Here is a 15,844-nt window from a genome sequence, read left to right as displayed (position 1 = left end):
GAGGCCACCTGTGTGCTGTCAAGGTGACGGGGTTAACCCGGTTGACACGCCCGACTGCTTTTGAGTGCTTTCTAGCTCTAACAAAGCAGCCTTGCGTTCAAGGCCCCCAGCATAGCCTGTTAGGTGACCATTGCGCCCTAACACCCTATGGCAAGGAACGATCAGGCTGATAGGGTTGCGGGCAATGGCCGCCGCCACGGCACGCACCGCACTAGGCTTGTGCAACCGCTGGGCCACATCAGCATAACTGCAAGTATGCCCGTATCCTATCTGGCGCAGTTCTTGCCACACGGCCTGCTGAAAAGGCGTGCCACTGGAATTGGCCAGCGGCAGATCAAAGCCAGTGGATTGACCACTCCAGTACGCCTGTAACTGTTCCAAAGCCCGGCCCAACAGTGGGTGCTGGGAGGCATGAGGCCAAGCATCAGGCCCATACAGTAAATCTGCTGGCTCGTGACGCTGCCCCTGAAACCACACACCACACAGCCCCAAGGGTGAGGCCGCTAAAGCAATTGCACCCCACGGGCTATTGGCGTGCTGCTGAACGGTAGCTGGATGAAACAACATATATTCCCTACAGTAGACTGGATAGCGCAAGTTATAACGGCTGATGCTACTGGTGCAGTGCTGCACCTACAATGCCGCCGGTTTTTTCTTTTCTTTTTCCTGAAAGCGCAACCCCGTGCAGCCCTCTCCCGCTATCTTCAAAGCCTATGACGTTCGTGGCATCGTACCCGCTACATTGAATGAGGAGGTAGCACGGGGATTGGGCCGTGCCTTTGGCAGCGCTGCCCGTGCCATCGGCCAAACCACAGTGGCCGTAGGGCGCGATGGCCGCCTGTCTGGCCCAGCACTGGCTGCGGCACTGATCGCAGGTTTGGTGGATGTGGGTATCGAGGTGATTGATGTTGGCCTCGTGACTACGCCCCTGTTGTATTTTGCTGCCCATACCTTGTGCCAATCGGGTATTCAAGTCACGGGCAGCCACAATCCGAAAGACTACAACGGTTTCAAAATGGTGCTGGCAGGTAGGGCCATTTATGGCGATGAAATCCAAGCCCTGCGCCGCACGATGGAAGAAGAAAGCTGGCAACTGGCCCCCGGTGGCAGCGTGCGCCAAGCCGATGTCTTACCCGCCTACCGCGCGCGCATTACCAGTGATGTGACATTGGCCCGCCCAATGAAAATCGTGGTGGACTGCGGCAATGGGATTGCCGGTGCTTCAGCGCCAGCAATCTTTCGGGCGCTGGGTTGCGAGGTGATTGAGCTGTTCTCTGAGGTGGATGGCAATTTTCCGAACCACCACCCCGACCCCAGCAAGCCAGAAAACCTGCGCGATCTGATAGCCGCCCTGCAAGCCAGCGATGCCGAATTGGGCTTGGCCTTTGATGGTGATGGCGACCGCTTGGGCATTGTGACCAAAGACGGACAAAACATCTTCCCTGATCGCCAGATGATGCTGTTTGCCCAAGATGTGCTGGCCCGTGTGCCGGGCGGGCCTATTGTGTTTGATGTGAAGTGTACGCAGCGCTTGGCACCCGCTATCACGGCAGCCGGTGGCGTGCCGGTGATGTACAAAACCGGCCATTCGCTCATCAAGGCGCAAATGAAGCAGCTTAACGCACCGCTGGGTGGCGAGATGAGCGGCCATATCTTCTTTAAAGAGCGCTGGTTCGGCTTTGACGATGGCACCTACGCCGGTTGCCGCCTGCTAGAAATTGTGAGCCGCCACCCTGACCCCAGTGCCGTGCTCAATGCCCTGCCCAGCAGCTACTCCACCCCAGAATTGAATGTGGCCTGCGCTGAGGGCGAGCCACACCGCCTGAGCGCCGAATTGCAGACGCTGGCAGCAGAAACCTTTGCGGCACCAGCGCAGGTCAGCACGATTGACGGCTTGCGCGTGGATTGGCCCGATGGTTTTGGCCTGATCCGCGCCAGTAACACCACGCCGGTGCTGGTGTTGCGCTTTGAAGGCCAAACCCCTGAAGCCTTGCAACGCATTGAGGCCACCATGTTGGGTTTACTGCGGCGCGTCAAGCCCGAAGCCCAAGTGGGTGACGCAGCACACTGATCGGGGTATTGCCGGATGCCCACTTTGGCCCGTGGCCTGTACTCCATCCTGATCTCTCTGGCCCAACCGCTGCTGCGGCGCAAGCTGCGCCGACGGGCCGTGCTCGAACCCGGTTATGGCATGGCGGTAGAAGAGCGCTTTGGACGCTACCCTGCCCACGAAGCCAGCGAGACAAGCAAGACCGGCTGGGTTTGGATCCACGCTGTCTCTTTGGGTGAGACCAGAGCCGCCGCTATTTTGCTCACAGCCTTGCGCCAGCAATGGCCGGGCATGCGCCTGCTACTGACGCACAGCACCGCTACAGGCCGTGCCGAAGGGCAAAAAATGTTGCGCGCTGGTGATCGGCAAGTTTGGCTGCCTTGGGATAGCCTAGGGGCCGTGCGGCGCTTTTTGCAGCACTTTCGGCCCGCCATTGGCATTTTGATGGAAACCGAAGTCTGGCCCAACCTGATTGCCGCCTGCCACCAGCGTGGCACCCCGTTGGTATTAGCCAATGCTCGGCTCAATGAAAAATCGTACAAACAAGCCCTGCGCCTAGGCTGGCTGGCTAAACCTGCTTATGCCGCGCTCACGGCGGTGTATGCCCAAACCGAGCACGATGCACAGCGCCTGCGCGCACTCGGCGCGCCGGTACAAGGGGTTTTTGGTAATCTCAAATTTGATGCCGTGCCTGACGCGCAGCAAATCGCCCAAGGCCGACTTTGGCGCAGTGCAAGCGCCAAACCCGTCTTGCTGTTGGCCAGCAGCCGCGAAGGCGAGGAAGCGTTGTGGCTGCAAGCGGTCAAGGAACAAATCGAGTTGCACCGTCTAAGCCATACCATGCAATGGCTGATCGTGCCACGCCACCCACAGCGGTTTGACACAGTAGCCACTTTATTAGAGCAGGCCGGATTGCAAGTATCAAGGCGCAGCCAATGGACAGACTCTCCAACGCCCGCAGAGGTTTGGCTGGGAGACTCGATGGGAGAAATGGCGCTGTACTATAGTTTGGCTACCGTGGCCCTACTGGGTGGCAGCTTTGCCCCCTTGGGCGGACAAAATTTGATTGAAGCGGCAGCTTGTAGCTGCCCTGTCATCCAAGGGCCACACACCTTCAATTTTGCAGAGGCGGCTGCCCTGACTCTAGAATGTGGTGTGGCACGCTTGGCGCAAGATATGCCCCAAGCCATTGCATTAGCCACGGCTTGGGTGCAAGACCCTAGCGCACTAGCTCAAGCCCAAACTGCAGCGGCTACCCTAGGGCAAGCCCACCAAGGAGCAGCACAGGCTACGGCGGCAGCAGTAGCATCTTTGCTACTGGCAATAGCTTGATCGACATCATTTTTTCGAGAAAAACCCTTCGCCAGTTACCATTTGCTACTGCAAATCAGTTGTATTTATCTGATGATGCCGCGCCATGCTAAAAAAAAACATCCATTTCAACACCATCCATAGTGCCTTTCCTCATATTGGGGATCGACTGGAGCTGTTCTGGGGCCACCCAGAGTTTGTCAATTACGTAGATAACCTGATCTATGACACCCGTGATGGCGGGCGCAAGGGGTTTCCGCCAGAGATTTTTATGGCCTTGCACCAGCTGTCTGAAGACCACTTCGAGGTCTTTCCGCACCTGCGTAAATTAGCGAAAGACGATTTCTTTTGATCTTCTTCTGAGCGTCAGCGGGCCAACATGCTATTGACGGCTTCGATATCGGAGATGTCTAAGCTGCCACTGGCTTGGCGCAGTTTGAGCGTGCCCATCAGCACGCTGTAACGGGCCACGGCCAGATCACGCTTGGTCTGGTAGAGCTGGCTTTGGGCATTGAGCACATCAATGTTGATACGTACCCCCACTTGGTAACCCAGTTGGTTAGCCTCTAGGGCGCTTTGGCTAGAGGCTTCGGCGGCTTCTAGGGCCTTGACCTGCCCCAACCCAGATTGGACACCATAAAAGGCAGCGCGGGTGCTTTGTACTGCGCTGCGGCGCAGGTTGTCGAGGTCAGCACGGGCTTTGTCTTCCAGCGCCAGCGTTTCTTTGATGCGATTTTGTACCGAAAAACCCGCAAACAGCGGCACATTCAGTGCCAGTCCGATACTGGCGCTGTTGGTACGTGTAGAAACTCCGGGGGTCGCGGTGGTGCCATTGGGCGTGCGCTGCACGTTGTACCCGGCTTGCGCATCTAATGTGGGCAAATGCCCGGTTTCGGCCTTGCGGGTTTCGAGCTGGGCCACATCCAATGCAATCAACGCCTGACGCACCAAGGGCTGTTGTGCCTCGGCTTTTTCTATCCAAGGCAGGGGGCTGTCCGGCTCTAGCTGGGGCAACACCGGCGGCTGGGCCAAAGGCAAAGGTTTGGTGTTGGTTTGGCCGACCAGTTGGTCTAGCGCCATGTTTTTAACGCGCAGGTCGTTTTCTGCGGCAATCTCTTGGGCCACCACCAAATCGTAGCGGGCTTGGGCCTCGCGCGAATCGGTGATGGTGGAAGTGCCTACCTCAAAATTGCGTTTGGCAGCAGCTAATTGCTCCGACACCGCTGCTTTTTGCGCTTGCACAAAGGTCAGGGTATCTTGGGCTGCCAGCACATCAAAATAGCCTTGGCTCACGCGCACCAGCAAATCTTGCGCTACCGCATCCAACTGGGCTTGGGCGGCATCGACACCCCGACGCCCCTGCTCTAAGGTGATACGGTTAGCCGGACGGTACAGGGGTTGGGAGGCATTTACACCCACCGTCTGCGTGGTCAGGCCCAAATCGCGGCGGCCATTGCCCATGATCTCGGTCTCGGCCCGCGATAGCCCAGCAGACAAGGCCACGCTGGGCAACAGTCCGGCGCGGGCCTGATCGGCGCGCCCCTGTGCGGCGTGCAGCTGTGCTTGCGCCGCTTGCCACGGGGCATCGTACTGGCGTGCAGATTCCACCAGCGCCATCAGGCTTTGGGCCTGTGCAGGAGCGGATAAAGCTGCTGCAAGGGCCAGCGTTAAGGGAAGGAACCTACTACAGGACATGGGCATGGCAGAACGTTGGCTTAGAACTTGAAGGTGGAGGGCTGGCTAAAGCCCTGCAAACGGGGTGAGGTGGTATCCCAAGGCTGGGTGGTCTCAAAGCGCGGGCCTTTGCGCTGCACGATGGTCATGCGCATAACCGGGAAATCGCCCACGATGGCGGCCAAACGGCCACCATCATTGAGTTTGGCCAGCAGGTCTTGCGGCACCTCAGACACCGAGCCACTGAGCACGATCACATCAAACGGGCCTTCGGGCAAAGCGTCGCGCGAACCATCACCTTGGCGCACAGTGGCATTGCTGATGCCAGCACGTTGCAAATTGGCACGGGCTTTTTCAACCAAACTGGGTTCAATGTCTAGCGCCAGCACTTGGGCCGAGCAACGGGCCAGCAAAGCGGCCATATAGCCGGAACCCGCACCAATCTCTAGCACTTTTTCGTGTTTGCGCACTTGCAAGTCATTGAGCAAACGGGCCTCAATCTTGGGGGCCAACATGCACTGGCCTGTGCGAATGCCTTCTTCTGGGGTGCCGTGCAACGGGATTTCCATGTCCATGAACGCCAGATTGCGATAGGCCAGTGGGGCAAAATCTTCACGGCGCAGGCTGTGCAGCAGCTCCAGCACGTCGGCGTCATACACATTCCACGGCCTGATTTGCTGCTCGACCATGTTGTAGCGGGCTTGCTCAATCGGGTCATTGGTGTGGATGGAAGACGTGTTCAGGGGCATGTTCATGGCAAAAAATCTCCGCAAGGGCAGTTCAGGGTCAAGCCTGTGATTTTAGAATGGCCTGCCTCGTTTAGGACGCCAGCAAGCCGTGCAGCAGCATATTGACCTGATTTTCTAGGTACAACTGCGGTGATACCGTCAAGGAAGCGGGTATGCAAGCTAGGCTGGCATGTTGGGACAGGGTCAAAAACAGGAACGGTGAAATAACAGCATAGACGGCATGATCGAGATCGACGGGTCGAAATTCGCCACTGTCCATACCACGTTGCAAAATGCGACGCATCAGGGCATGGCCCGGCTCACTGACTTCTTGCTGATAAAACTGGGCAATCTCAGGAAAGTTACTGGCCTCACATAGCATCAGCTTAGTGATACCAGAGGCTCTGGTAGAGCCAATGTGCTCCCACCACGAGCAATAAGAATAGCGCAGCATCTCAGCCGTGCTACCCTGAAAGGTCTCAAACTCTTGGTTCCATTGCTGAAAGCGGATACCAATGTTCTCCCGCACCACTGCATTGAACAGATCGGCCTTGCTGGGGAAATACAAAAACAGCGTGCCCTTGGATACCCCGGCGCGTGCGGCCACAGCTTCTACCTTGGTGGCGGCATAGCCTTTGGCTATAAACAAGTCTAGCGCAGCCTCTAGCAGTTCAGCGGGGCGCGCTTGCTTGCGGCGCACCCGCACCCGTGCTGTGTTCAAGGGCAAAGAATCAGAAGGAAGAAATGGCACGCGGTAAGGGCTTTTAATGACTGTCTGGTTAGTAATGTAATCACCGGCAGAATAGGCGTCAATCCAATTCCATCGACAATCGAGCCATGACCCTGCAACACATCACTTTGGCTGGCGGCTGCTTTTGGTGTACCGAAGCCGTTTTTACCCGATTGCGCGGCATCAGTGCGGTGCAAAGCGGCTATGCCAATGGCCATACCAGCCACCCCAGCTACGAACAAGTATGCGATGGCACCACAGGCCACGCCGAGGTGGTACAACTGGCTTTCGATCCGGAGATGATTGACCTGCGCCAGATTTTGGAAGTTTTCTTAGCTACCCACGATCCCACCACCCTCAATCGCCAAGGCCACGATGTGGGCACGCAGTACCGTAGTGGCATCTATTGGCACCACCCAGAACAAGAACTAGTGGCTAAAGCACTGTTGGCAGACCTTACCGCCCAAAAGCTGTGGGATGCACCTATCGTGACTGAAGTAGCCCCGCTAGATAGCTTTTGGCCTGCCGAGGCTTACCACCAGCAATACTATGCGCGCCATCCGGAGCAAGGTTATTGCGCTGCTGTCATCACGCCTAAACTGGCTAAGTTTCGCCAGCGCTTTGCAGCGTTATTGCAGCCCTGAATGCAATGGCGCCACTTGACTGATGTTGATGAAAGATTTGGTTATGCGCAATTTTTGGCTTCGTTGTTTCTGCGTGCTTTTGTGTACCCCTGCAGCGATGGTGCAGGCACAGACGCATTCGGAGCAAGAAAAACAGGCCGATATTGAGCGCCACCGTGCGATGGCAGCGGCACATACGGCCATGGCGCAGTGCCTAGCCTCCAGCAAAGATGCCGAGCAGTGCCTAAAAGAATTGCAAACCGCCTGCAAAAGTTTGGCTATTGGTAAGTATTGCGGCATGAAGCACGCCCACTAACATGCGTTTGCAAGCCCGCAAGCATCCACCACTGACTACCACTGTGTTGTGGTGGGTCTGTGGGTTGCTGCTGGCATTGGCCCCCGCTCTGGGCCAGATGCACCGCGTCTTGCATGGTGGGCATGGTGTCATCCCCCTTCCTGCTGCGCTGCATGTGCAGCAACACCGCAGTGGCGATGACAGGGGCCTGCCACGGCTGTTTGGCACACACAGTGCGGCAGACTGTTTGTTGCTCGACCAGTGGACTTGGGCAGATCCAAGCACGCACCTGCCCACACTGCCCTCACAGGCACCTGCAACGCCTGCCCCAGCCCAATGTTACGGGCACTCAGGGGCCGTCCGCGTTGCGGCATTCCAAGCCCGCGCACCACCGCCCTTCTGGTTGGGCTGACTGCCAATTTCTTCCTTTTAGCTGATGGCAAGCACGTGCTTGCTGTCTGTGCTTGTTTTCCTGTTTTTTGCGTTCTAGATGCCAAGACACTCCCCTTCACAGCGGAGTCTCGCGTCTGCGCGCCCGTTTCTTCTTTTTTTATGTCTTCTGTTATTTCTTTTCGGTTTACCCCACCCATGCAATTGCAACCACTGGCTTGTGCTGTGGCACTGCTGTGTATTGCTACAGGCACAGCCCAAGCCCAAGAGGGCCACCTTGCGGCGGCGGCATTGCCCGATGTGACCGTTTCGGCCAGCGGATTGCAACAAAGCAGCAGCGACATGACGGTGCCCGTCAGCGTGTTAGAGGGCAACGAGCTGATCCAGCGGCGTCAGTCCAATTTGGGCGAAACACTCAATGGTGAACCGGGCATCCACTCCAGCCATTTTGGTGCTGGGGCCAGCCGCCCCATCATCCGGGGTATGGATGGCCCGCGTGTGCGGTTGCTCTCCGATGGAGCGCCTATCCACGATGCCTCCACCATCAGCCCAGACCATGCCGTCGTGGCCGATCCCTTGCTGGCGACACAAATCGAAGTGTTGCGCGGGCCATCGGCCTTGATCCACGGCGGTGGGGCGATGGGGGGCGTGGTCAATGTGCTTGATGGCAAGGTGCCCACAGCCATACCCAGCAAAGGCTACGAGGGCAGCGCCGAATTGCGCGCTAATAGCGCGGCCCATGAACAGGCCGGTGCTTTTGCCTTAACCGGTGGTGCTGGCAACATCGCCATCCATGTCGAAGGCAGCAAAGGGCAAGCCGATGACTACCGTGTCGGGCGGGGCTGGCCGTCTGGAAGCAAGGTGCAAGGCAGCTTTAACGACACCAACAGCGCCAGCCTAGGCTTGTCTTGGGTAGGAGAGCGTGGTTATTTAGGGCTGGCCTACACACGCCAAAATGCAAACTATGGCTTGCCAGGCCACAACCACAGTTATGAGGGTTGCCATACCCATGGCCTGCATCTGCACTGCGGCAGCCACAGCCCAGCCATAGAAGATGATGCCCATCATGACGATCACGGACACGATGAGGCAGAGGGCGTGCCAGTCGTCGATTTACGCAGCGAACGGGTCGATTTGCGCGGTGAATTGCGCAACCCTCTGCCGGGCTTTAGCGTATTGCGGCTGCGCGCTGGCAAAACCGATTACCGCCACCATGAGATAGAAGACGGCACGATTGCCACCACCTTCCGTAATAAAGCCCATGACGCGCGCATCGAGTTACAACACCTGCCTGTGGCAGGCTGGCAGGGGGTGTTGGGGCTACAGATGTCACAACGGCGCTTTGAGGCGGTGGGCGCAGACGCCTATATCGAGCCTACCGACACCCGCAATCAGGGCCTGTTCTTGCTAGAGAGCTACCGCTGGAACGACTGGCGCTTTGAAGCCGCACTGCGCCACGAACAGCAGACGATATTGGCCAGCGACAGCAGCACCAAAGCATCACACAACGGCACCTCCGCCTCGTTGGGTGCCGTTTGGAAGGTGGTACCCGGTTACCAACTGACGGCTTCATGGACACACGCCAATCGGCTGCCCACCGCAGAAGAACTGTATGCACGTGGCCTGCACTTGGCTACCAGTACCTATGAGCTGGGCAATGCTGCCTTGCGCAAGGAAACTGCCCAAAACATCGACTTGGGTCTGCGTAAAACGGCGGGTGACACCACGTTTGAGGTCAGCGTTTTTCATAACCGGGTGCATAACTACATTCACGGTCGCACGGTAGATGCGCTCGATGGCCTGCAATTGCTGCAATACAGCCAACAAGATGCCACCTTTACTGGGCTGGAAGGACGCCTACAACAGCGTTTTAACCAGCACTGGGGCTTGACGGTGTTTGGTGACATCGTGCGGGCACTGCTTGATGGTGGTGAAAAACTGCCACGCACCCCGGCTGCACGTCTGGGACTGCGGCTCAACGGCCAATGGCAGGCTTGGCAAAGCTACGCCGAATGGGTGCAAGTGGCGCGGCAAACGCGCATTGCGGCGTTTGAAACCGAAACGCCGGGCTATGGCATGTTGCACATGGGGGTTTCTTACCATGCCCGTACCGGCAGCGGCCAGCCTTGGCAGATTTATCTGCGCGCCAACAACCTCAATAATCGTTTGGCCTATGCCCATACCTCTTTCATCAAGGATGCTGCGCCCTTGACAGGGCGCAACATCACGATAGGGGTACGCATGGATTTTTAAGGGAAGACAGGGCACATGGGGCCGTGGCCCCATGTGCTGACCAGACACTGTCAGAGGCGCCGTGCTGCACACGGCGCGACGTCACCCATGCTAACCCTGCAAAAACCAAAGCACCCACAAAGGCTGTAACGTCAACACCCAAAGCAGCCACTGAAGTGTGTGCCCACCAACCCAGAGAAGGGATGCTCCAAGCCAATAGCGTGGTTACCGGAATTGCCAAGGTCAAGGCAGCAGCCACCCACAGCAAATGCACTGCCGCCTGCGCGCCACCACGCAGAAAAGCCCAGGCAATACTGGCAAAGAATGCTGTGTAATAAAGCGCCTGATGCCAAGCGTGCAAATGGCCCACGTAGCCGTGCAGCCACTTACCACCCACTATCGTCAAAGAAACACCACACACACATCCCAGACAGACACCAACCGTGGCGGCAGCCATGAGCCGGACGTCCAAGCGTTGCACAGGCCGTTCATGGCCCTGTTTGGGTGCCCTGCGACGGCGACTCTCTATCCAAAGCAGGTTGCCGCTGTAGAACAACCAAGCCCCTGCCAAACCAAGCAGAAAGTACATCCATTGCACTATGGTGTCACCAAAGGCGGCCATATGCAGTGCAAAAAAGCTGCTGACCCACAAATTAGGGGTACTCTGGTGTCCAGGCAGAAAGTCGCTGCTTATTAGCTTGCCACTGTAAGGATCGACCGCAACAAAGCCGCCTCGCGCCCGAGGTGACACTGCCGCCGTGTTCTTGCCCCACACCCGTACAACCGCACGCGGCCCCATCACCTGCTGGTATTGCAGCATACTGGGTACAAAGCCAGGTGAAAGCGCATGCACACGGGCCACCAGCTCTAGGGGTGTCAATAAACTAGCCGGGTCGCGTACAGGCGCTGTCTCTGGGGCAGAAGTAGGCATCCGAAAGGCGCTGGTCAGCTTATCTTCGTGCAGCATTTTGTCCTGCAAAAAGTAAATACCATCGTGAAAGGCAAATACTGCTGCGGTCAAAGCCATGACCACATGGAACGGCAGGCTGATGATGCCAACCACGTTGTGTGCATCCAGCCACATGCGCTTGAGGTTCTTCCCCACCCGCAAAGCAAAAAAGTCTTTCACCAGCGATGGGAGAAGCACGATAACTCCAGAGACCAGCGCCAGCGTGTAGAGTGAGGCAATGACTCCCATGATCCAGCGGTTTGGATCGTTGTCCACTGGTAAGCCCACCACACGGTGAAGCACATCAATGAACGCTGCCAGTGGTGAGGGCTGTGACTGCTGTACTTGGGCCACGCCTTGTGCATCCCACGTTGCCACATAGTGCCTGACTGCGGATTCATCGTGGTCATCAGCATCAGAACTGCGCACGTGCCAACCCATCCGGGCAGGTATGTGTTCAGCATCTCGCAGGTAAATCGTGAAATCTTTGGCAGCTTCGGGGTTTGAGCGCAGGGTTTGCAAAATCAACGCCTGTGCGTTGCCTACAGGGACAGTGATAGGGGCCACAGGGGCTGACGCCCAACGTTCTAATGGCTCCTTAAAAATGGTCAATGCGCCTGCATAAAAAGCAATGAACAAAGCCATCCCCGTCAGGATGCCTGTCCAAGTGTGGACCGACTTGTAAATACGGATGATGTCAGCTCGCATGATTAGTACCTTTGCCATCAGAACAGGCGCAACATGGTCAGTGCAGCAAGAGCTAGCAGGTTGACCCCACCAAGCCAAAGCCAAGCTAGCCAACCACTACGGAAAAAATAGCAGACACTTAATGTGCCAAGCCAAATTGGGGCCACCATCCACATTGCCAGTTGTGCCCTTACCGCAAGCGCCATATCTGCATTGAGATGAGAAAATAGGCCACTACACGCGATAGCCAAGGTAAATCCCAGCAAGACTCCAGCCAGCGTCTTGGAGGCCCAGTCACGCTGAATTAGTGGGGGTTTTTTGCCAGTTGCCATGTCACTACCTCTGCCAGAGGACGACCAATGCGCCCACATAAGGAAAAACGACCCACAACAGCATCAGTGCAGTGACAAAAACGAAACTCGCAGCCACCGTCTGCATACTTTGGCCCAAGGCTAGCCAACCCAGTAACAGCAGTACACCACCCGATATGCAAGCTGGCCCTGTTGGCAAGGCTTTGTTAAGCCAGCGTTGGTGGGCCGATGCGAGATAAATGCAGACGCTGCCTGCCAGCAAGGCGAGCAGACCGCACAAGACAAACATATTCATGCGCGTGTCAGAAGTCTACGGTGGCAGAAAGCATGGCTGTACGTGCCGGGCCTAGCGTGGCAATGGGTGTGCTGTCGCTGAAACTGCCCGCGTAGTAGTGTCGATTCAACAAGTTAGTCACACTCAGACGCCACACCAGCTTATGACCGTCTAAACGGGTGGTGTAGCGCGCACCAATGTCCAACTGCCCCCAACCGGCAATAGGCTGGGTATTAGCTGAATCCAAATACTGGCTGCTGGTGGCAATGACGCGGCCACTGAGCGTCAGGCCAGATGTCCCAGGGGCATCCCACTCTGCACCGATGTTGCCCTGCCAACGTGGCGCTCCAATAGCCACCTTGCCATTATTTTGGTTATAGGCGGTCTTTGTCTGTACACCTTGGGTATAGGTAGCACCACCAAGCAAACGAACATGGCGTGTCACTTCGCCAAAGGTATTCCACTCTAGGCCACGGATGCGCTTTTCGCCCTCATCGCTATAGGTGGGGTTGGTATTGCTGCCTATGAGAACCAAGGTCGGCTTACTGATCTCAAACAGACTGGCTGTGTTGGTAAAAGTGCCAACCTCCCACTTGACGCCCAGCTCCTTCTGCTCTGTTTTGTAGGGCGCAAACACCTGCTGGTAGTTAGTGGCCTTAACATCAGTGACGCTGTCCCCCTTGCTCAAACCCTGCACATAGTTGGCGTACAAAGAAAGCGCAGCCCCCCAAGGTTTGATAACCACCGCAGCGGCAGGCGTAACCACGCTCTTGTCGTATACCGCTGTCACAGCCCCAGTGCTGTTGTAATTGCTGGTTTCGATACTTTGTTGGCGCAACCCCCATGTCAGGCGCACGTTGTCGTCCATGAACGATAGTGTGTCCATCAAGGCGAGGCTAGACAGTGTTGATCGGCTGGTTTGCGGTGCCAGAATGGGCAGCACAGCCATTACTGGGGCCACCGGGCTGTAAATGTTCGAAGAGAACGGCTTGGTATTGGAGGCCGAACCATTCTCCTGCTCCAAATTGGATGCATGCAGTACCAGTTCGTGGGCCACGCTGCCGGTGTTAAAGCGCGCCCGCAAACCTGCCTCGGCGGCCACACTGTCGGTATAGCCCCGCTGACCCACTGTGAACGCTGAGTAGTTACCGTTGGCCTGGATTTGGCGCGCATGTGTACCACTGAGAAAGCCAGAATACTCATGGTTTAAGACACCCACACCAGCGAAGGCCGACCAATGCTGATTGAACGCGTATTCGGCCCGCGCTATTGCCGCATTGCTCTGCAACTCACCATACGCGGTGCTAAATTGATTGATACGCGGGTCAGGGGCTTTGGGAATGCTGGCGCTGGCAAACCAAAACATCGCTGGTGTGCCACCGTTGAAGGATTCCTTGCTGTGGTAAGCATCCAACGAGGCCGTCAAGGCGCTGGTGCGATAGTCCAGTGCAGTAGAGATGAATTGGCGCTTTTTAGACTGTCCATTTAATTCGGTATCCCCATCACTGTAGGCACCATTCACGCGCAAGCCCCACTCCTGATGCTCACCAAAGCGGCGACCAATATCGAGGCTGGCACCCAATTGCGACTCTGACTGATACCCAACCGATACTTGCGTCAATGGCTCCTTGCCTGCCCGCTTGGGCACCAAGTTGATCACGCCGCCCACCCCACCACTGGGGGCCATGCCACCAAACACCGCACTCGGCCCCTTGAGCACTTCAGCCCGTTCCACAAATTCGATTGGCGTATGTCCTAGAGGTGCCAACCCAAACATCCCATCAATCGCCAGATCTGAGGAATGGACATCAAAGCCCCGTACACGGAAATTTTCGTAGGCATGCCCGTTAGAGGTGGTAAAGCGCACCGAAGGGTCGTTGACCAGTACATCGGCCAGTGTCCGGGCCTGCTGATCTTGGATCAACTCAGCGGTATAGCTGGTCACGCTGAATGGTGTCTCCATCACCGACTGGTTGCCAAGCGCACCAAGGCGGGCACCTTTGGCCACTTGGCCGCCGGCATGCCGAAGAGGTACATCCAATGGTGACTCTGTGTTAGCCATGACCTTGACGGTCGGCAAAGTCAACTCACTGCGAGATTCTTCAATAGAAGTGATTTCGGCCCCTGCCCACAGTGGCAGCACCGTGGTACTCAAAGCCAGCGCTATGGGCGTCATTCGCAGCATCATGTTTTTTCCTTTCAGATTCACACTGGCTGGCACAGGCTGGCTTGTGGGGGGGGAGCATCCGCATGTTTTGGATGTGATTGTAAATAATAATCATTCGCAATAATTGACGAGAAAGCTCATCAACAAGCGGCGTCATTGTATAGTATCGATAATGATTTGCATTTACATGCAAGCCGCACCGAAAAAAACCGGCCAACCATCCACTTGGAGCACCTGCCCATGCGCGTTCAATCTGCCATTTCTTCTGCCATCCTGACATTTGCCATTGCCATGCCCGTTGCAGCGTCTGCTGATGTAGTGAGCCACGCCGATGTGGCAAAACACTATGCAACGCTTGTCCATGCCAACTACAGTGACACCTTGGCGGCAGCTAAAGACCTGCAAGCGAACATCACGGCGCTGGTAGCCACACCGTCGGCAGAGCATCTGGACAAAGCGCGCAAGGCATGGCTTGCAGCACGCGAGTTCTATGGTCAGACGGAGGCATTTCGCTTTTATGCAGGCCCCATTGATAATGATCGTGGCCCCGAAGGACGGATCAATGCTTGGCCACTAGACGAAGCGTATGTGGACTATGTGGAGGGCAAGGCCAGCAGCGGGCTGGTCAACAACCCAAAGTTCAAGATCAGCAAAGCCAATCTGCGCAAATTCAATGAGCGCGGGGGTGAGGAAAACATCAGTGCCGGATGGCATGCCATCGAATTTTTGCTATGGGGCCAAGACCGCAGCGATACTGGCCCTGGGGAGCGCTCCTTCGAAGACTTTGTCGATGGAAAAAAAGCCCATGCCGACCGCCGCCGCCAATTTCTGACCGTAGCTACGCAGTTGCTGGTGGATGACTTGTCTTTTTTGGTCAAGTCTTGGCAACCAAATCAACAAAACTACCGTGCCCAATTTGAGAAAGGTGGCAAGGAGTCGGTGCGAAAAATCATTGTCGGTTTAGGCTCGCTCTCGCGTGGCGAGCTGGCCGGAGAGCGCATGGAAGTGGCATTGAACTCGCAAGACCAAGAAGACGAGCATTCTTGCTTCTCTGACAATACCCACCGCGATATTGTCACCAATGCGATTGGTATCCGTAATGTCTGGCAGGGTCAGTACCAACGTCGTGATGGCACACATCTGCAAGGCCCCGGCCTGCACGCATTGGTAGCTGCCAAAAACCCTGCACTGGCAGACAAGACCCAGCAACAAATTGATCAATCTGTGAAGGCAGCGCAAGCCATTCAAGCCCCTTTTGATCGAGAAATCATCGGCGATGACAATGCAGCGGGCCGCCAACGGGTGCAAGCCACCATCAACAGCTTGGTAGAGCAATCCAAGTTGCTCGTCACCACAGCCAATGCCGTGGGTATTTCCAAGCTGACGCTGGTTCAGCCATAAACGCTAGGAGTTGAAAAACGAT

The 15,844-nt window shown here is 56.5% G+C and carries 15 protein-coding genes; 8 read left to right on the top strand and 7 right to left on the bottom strand.

Annotation, left to right across the window (positions count from 1 at the left end; all coding sequences use genetic code 11):
* Positions 1 to 18: 18 nt before the first annotated feature.
* Entirely contained in the window at positions 19 to 567 is a 549-nt protein-coding gene (locus BMX55_RS01320; RefSeq protein WP_091451560.1) for a methylated-DNA--[protein]-cysteine S-methyltransferase, read from the bottom strand.
* Positions 568 to 682: 115 nt separating this feature from the next.
* Here BMX55_RS01320 and BMX55_RS01315 point away from each other — a divergent pair, with 115 nt between their 5' ends.
* The 3 genes from BMX55_RS01315 (at position 683) to BMX55_RS01305 (ending at position 3,713) form a co-directional block, all read left to right on the top strand.
* Positions 683 to 2,071 carry a phosphomannomutase/phosphoglucomutase gene (locus BMX55_RS01315; RefSeq protein WP_091451557.1) on the top strand — a complete coding sequence of 463 codons (1,389 nt, stop codon included), beginning with the start codon at positions 683 to 685 and terminating at the stop codon, positions 2,069 to 2,071.
* Positions 2,072 to 2,086: 15 nt separating this feature from the next.
* Positions 2,087 to 3,382 carry a 3-deoxy-D-manno-octulosonic acid transferase gene (locus BMX55_RS01310; RefSeq protein ID WP_091451555.1) on the top strand — a complete coding sequence of 432 codons (1,296 nt, stop codon included), beginning with the start codon at positions 2,087 to 2,089 and terminating at the stop codon, positions 3,380 to 3,382.
* Positions 3,383 to 3,467: 85 nt separating this feature from the next.
* Positions 3,468 to 3,713 carry a hypothetical protein gene (locus BMX55_RS01305; protein ID WP_091451551.1) on the top strand — a complete coding sequence of 82 codons (246 nt, stop codon included), beginning with the start codon at positions 3,468 to 3,470 and terminating at the stop codon, positions 3,711 to 3,713.
* A 14-nt stretch (positions 3,714 to 3,727) separates the two neighbouring features.
* Here the strand turns inward: BMX55_RS01305 and BMX55_RS01300 are convergent, their stop codons facing one another.
* The 3 genes from BMX55_RS01300 to BMX55_RS01290 form a co-directional block, all read right to left on the bottom strand.
* Positions 3,728 to 5,056, bottom strand: a complete 1,329-nt coding sequence (locus BMX55_RS01300) for a TolC family outer membrane protein (RefSeq protein WP_091453071.1) — start codon at positions 5,054 to 5,056, stop codon at positions 3,728 to 3,730.
* A gap of 20 nt (positions 5,057 to 5,076) precedes the next feature.
* Positions 5,077 to 5,790: a protein-L-isoaspartate O-methyltransferase family protein gene (locus tag BMX55_RS01295; RefSeq protein ID WP_091451548.1), complete on the bottom strand. Its 714-nt coding sequence runs from the start codon at positions 5,788 to 5,790 to the stop codon at positions 5,077 to 5,079.
* A 64-nt stretch (positions 5,791 to 5,854) separates the two neighbouring features.
* Entirely contained in the window at positions 5,855 to 6,514 is a 660-nt protein-coding gene (locus BMX55_RS01290) for a TetR/AcrR family transcriptional regulator (protein WP_091451545.1), read from the bottom strand.
* An 86-nt stretch (positions 6,515 to 6,600) separates the two neighbouring features.
* Between BMX55_RS01290 and msrA the strand changes: the two genes are divergently transcribed.
* The 4 genes from msrA to BMX55_RS01270 all read left to right on the top strand — a co-directional run bounded on the left by msrA (position 6,601) and on the right by BMX55_RS01270 (position 10,054).
* Positions 6,601 to 7,137: a peptide-methionine (S)-S-oxide reductase MsrA gene (gene msrA / locus BMX55_RS01285; protein WP_091451542.1), complete on the top strand. Its 537-nt coding sequence runs from the start codon at positions 6,601 to 6,603 to the stop codon at positions 7,135 to 7,137.
* A gap of 97 nt (positions 7,138 to 7,234) precedes the next feature.
* On the top strand, positions 7,235 to 7,432 hold the full coding sequence (locus tag BMX55_RS01280) for a hypothetical protein (RefSeq protein WP_245751241.1): 198 nt from the start codon (positions 7,235 to 7,237) through the stop codon (positions 7,430 to 7,432).
* A 1-nt stretch (position 7,433) separates the two neighbouring features.
* The gene (locus BMX55_RS01275; protein WP_091451538.1) at positions 7,434 to 7,823 is read left to right on the top strand and encodes a hypothetical protein; all 390 of its coding nucleotides are present in this window, start codon (positions 7,434 to 7,436) and stop codon (positions 7,821 to 7,823) included.
* Between the two features lie 140 nt (positions 7,824 to 7,963).
* Positions 7,964 to 10,054, top strand: coding sequence for a TonB-dependent receptor domain-containing protein (locus BMX55_RS01270; RefSeq protein ID WP_245751199.1), 2,091 nt, complete (start codon positions 7,964 to 7,966; stop codon positions 10,052 to 10,054).
* On the opposite strand, the gene BMX55_RS01265 is transcribed toward BMX55_RS01270, so the two are convergent.
* The 3 genes from BMX55_RS01265 to BMX55_RS01250 form a co-directional block, all read right to left on the bottom strand.
* Complete coding sequence (locus BMX55_RS01265; RefSeq protein WP_091453065.1) at positions 10,026 to 11,690, bottom strand: PepSY-associated TM helix domain-containing protein; 1,665 nt, start codon at positions 11,688 to 11,690, stop codon at positions 10,026 to 10,028. The two genes, BMX55_RS01270 and BMX55_RS01265, sit on opposite strands and share 29 nt — an antisense overlap.
* A gap of 17 nt (positions 11,691 to 11,707) precedes the next feature.
* Positions 11,708 to 12,001: a hypothetical protein gene (locus BMX55_RS01260; RefSeq protein ID WP_091451532.1), complete on the bottom strand. Its 294-nt coding sequence runs from the start codon at positions 11,999 to 12,001 to the stop codon at positions 11,708 to 11,710.
* A gap of 281 nt (positions 12,002 to 12,282) precedes the next feature.
* On the bottom strand, positions 12,283 to 14,442 hold the full coding sequence (locus tag BMX55_RS01250; protein WP_245751197.1) for a TonB-dependent receptor: 2,160 nt from the start codon (positions 14,440 to 14,442) through the stop codon (positions 12,283 to 12,285).
* A gap of 219 nt (positions 14,443 to 14,661) precedes the next feature.
* Between BMX55_RS01250 and BMX55_RS01245 the strand changes: the two genes are divergently transcribed.
* Complete coding sequence (locus BMX55_RS01245; protein WP_091453058.1) at positions 14,662 to 15,822, top strand: imelysin family protein; 1,161 nt, start codon at positions 14,662 to 14,664, stop codon at positions 15,820 to 15,822.
* The last annotated feature ends 22 nt before the right edge of the window (positions 15,823 to 15,844 follow it).

The sequence above is a fragment of the Giesbergeria anulus genome (assembly GCF_900111115.1).
In the GTDB taxonomy this organism is placed as follows: Bacteria; Pseudomonadota; Gammaproteobacteria; order Burkholderiales; family Burkholderiaceae_C; genus Simplicispira; species Simplicispira anulus.
This window is presented reverse-complemented; position numbering and strand designations above follow the sequence as displayed.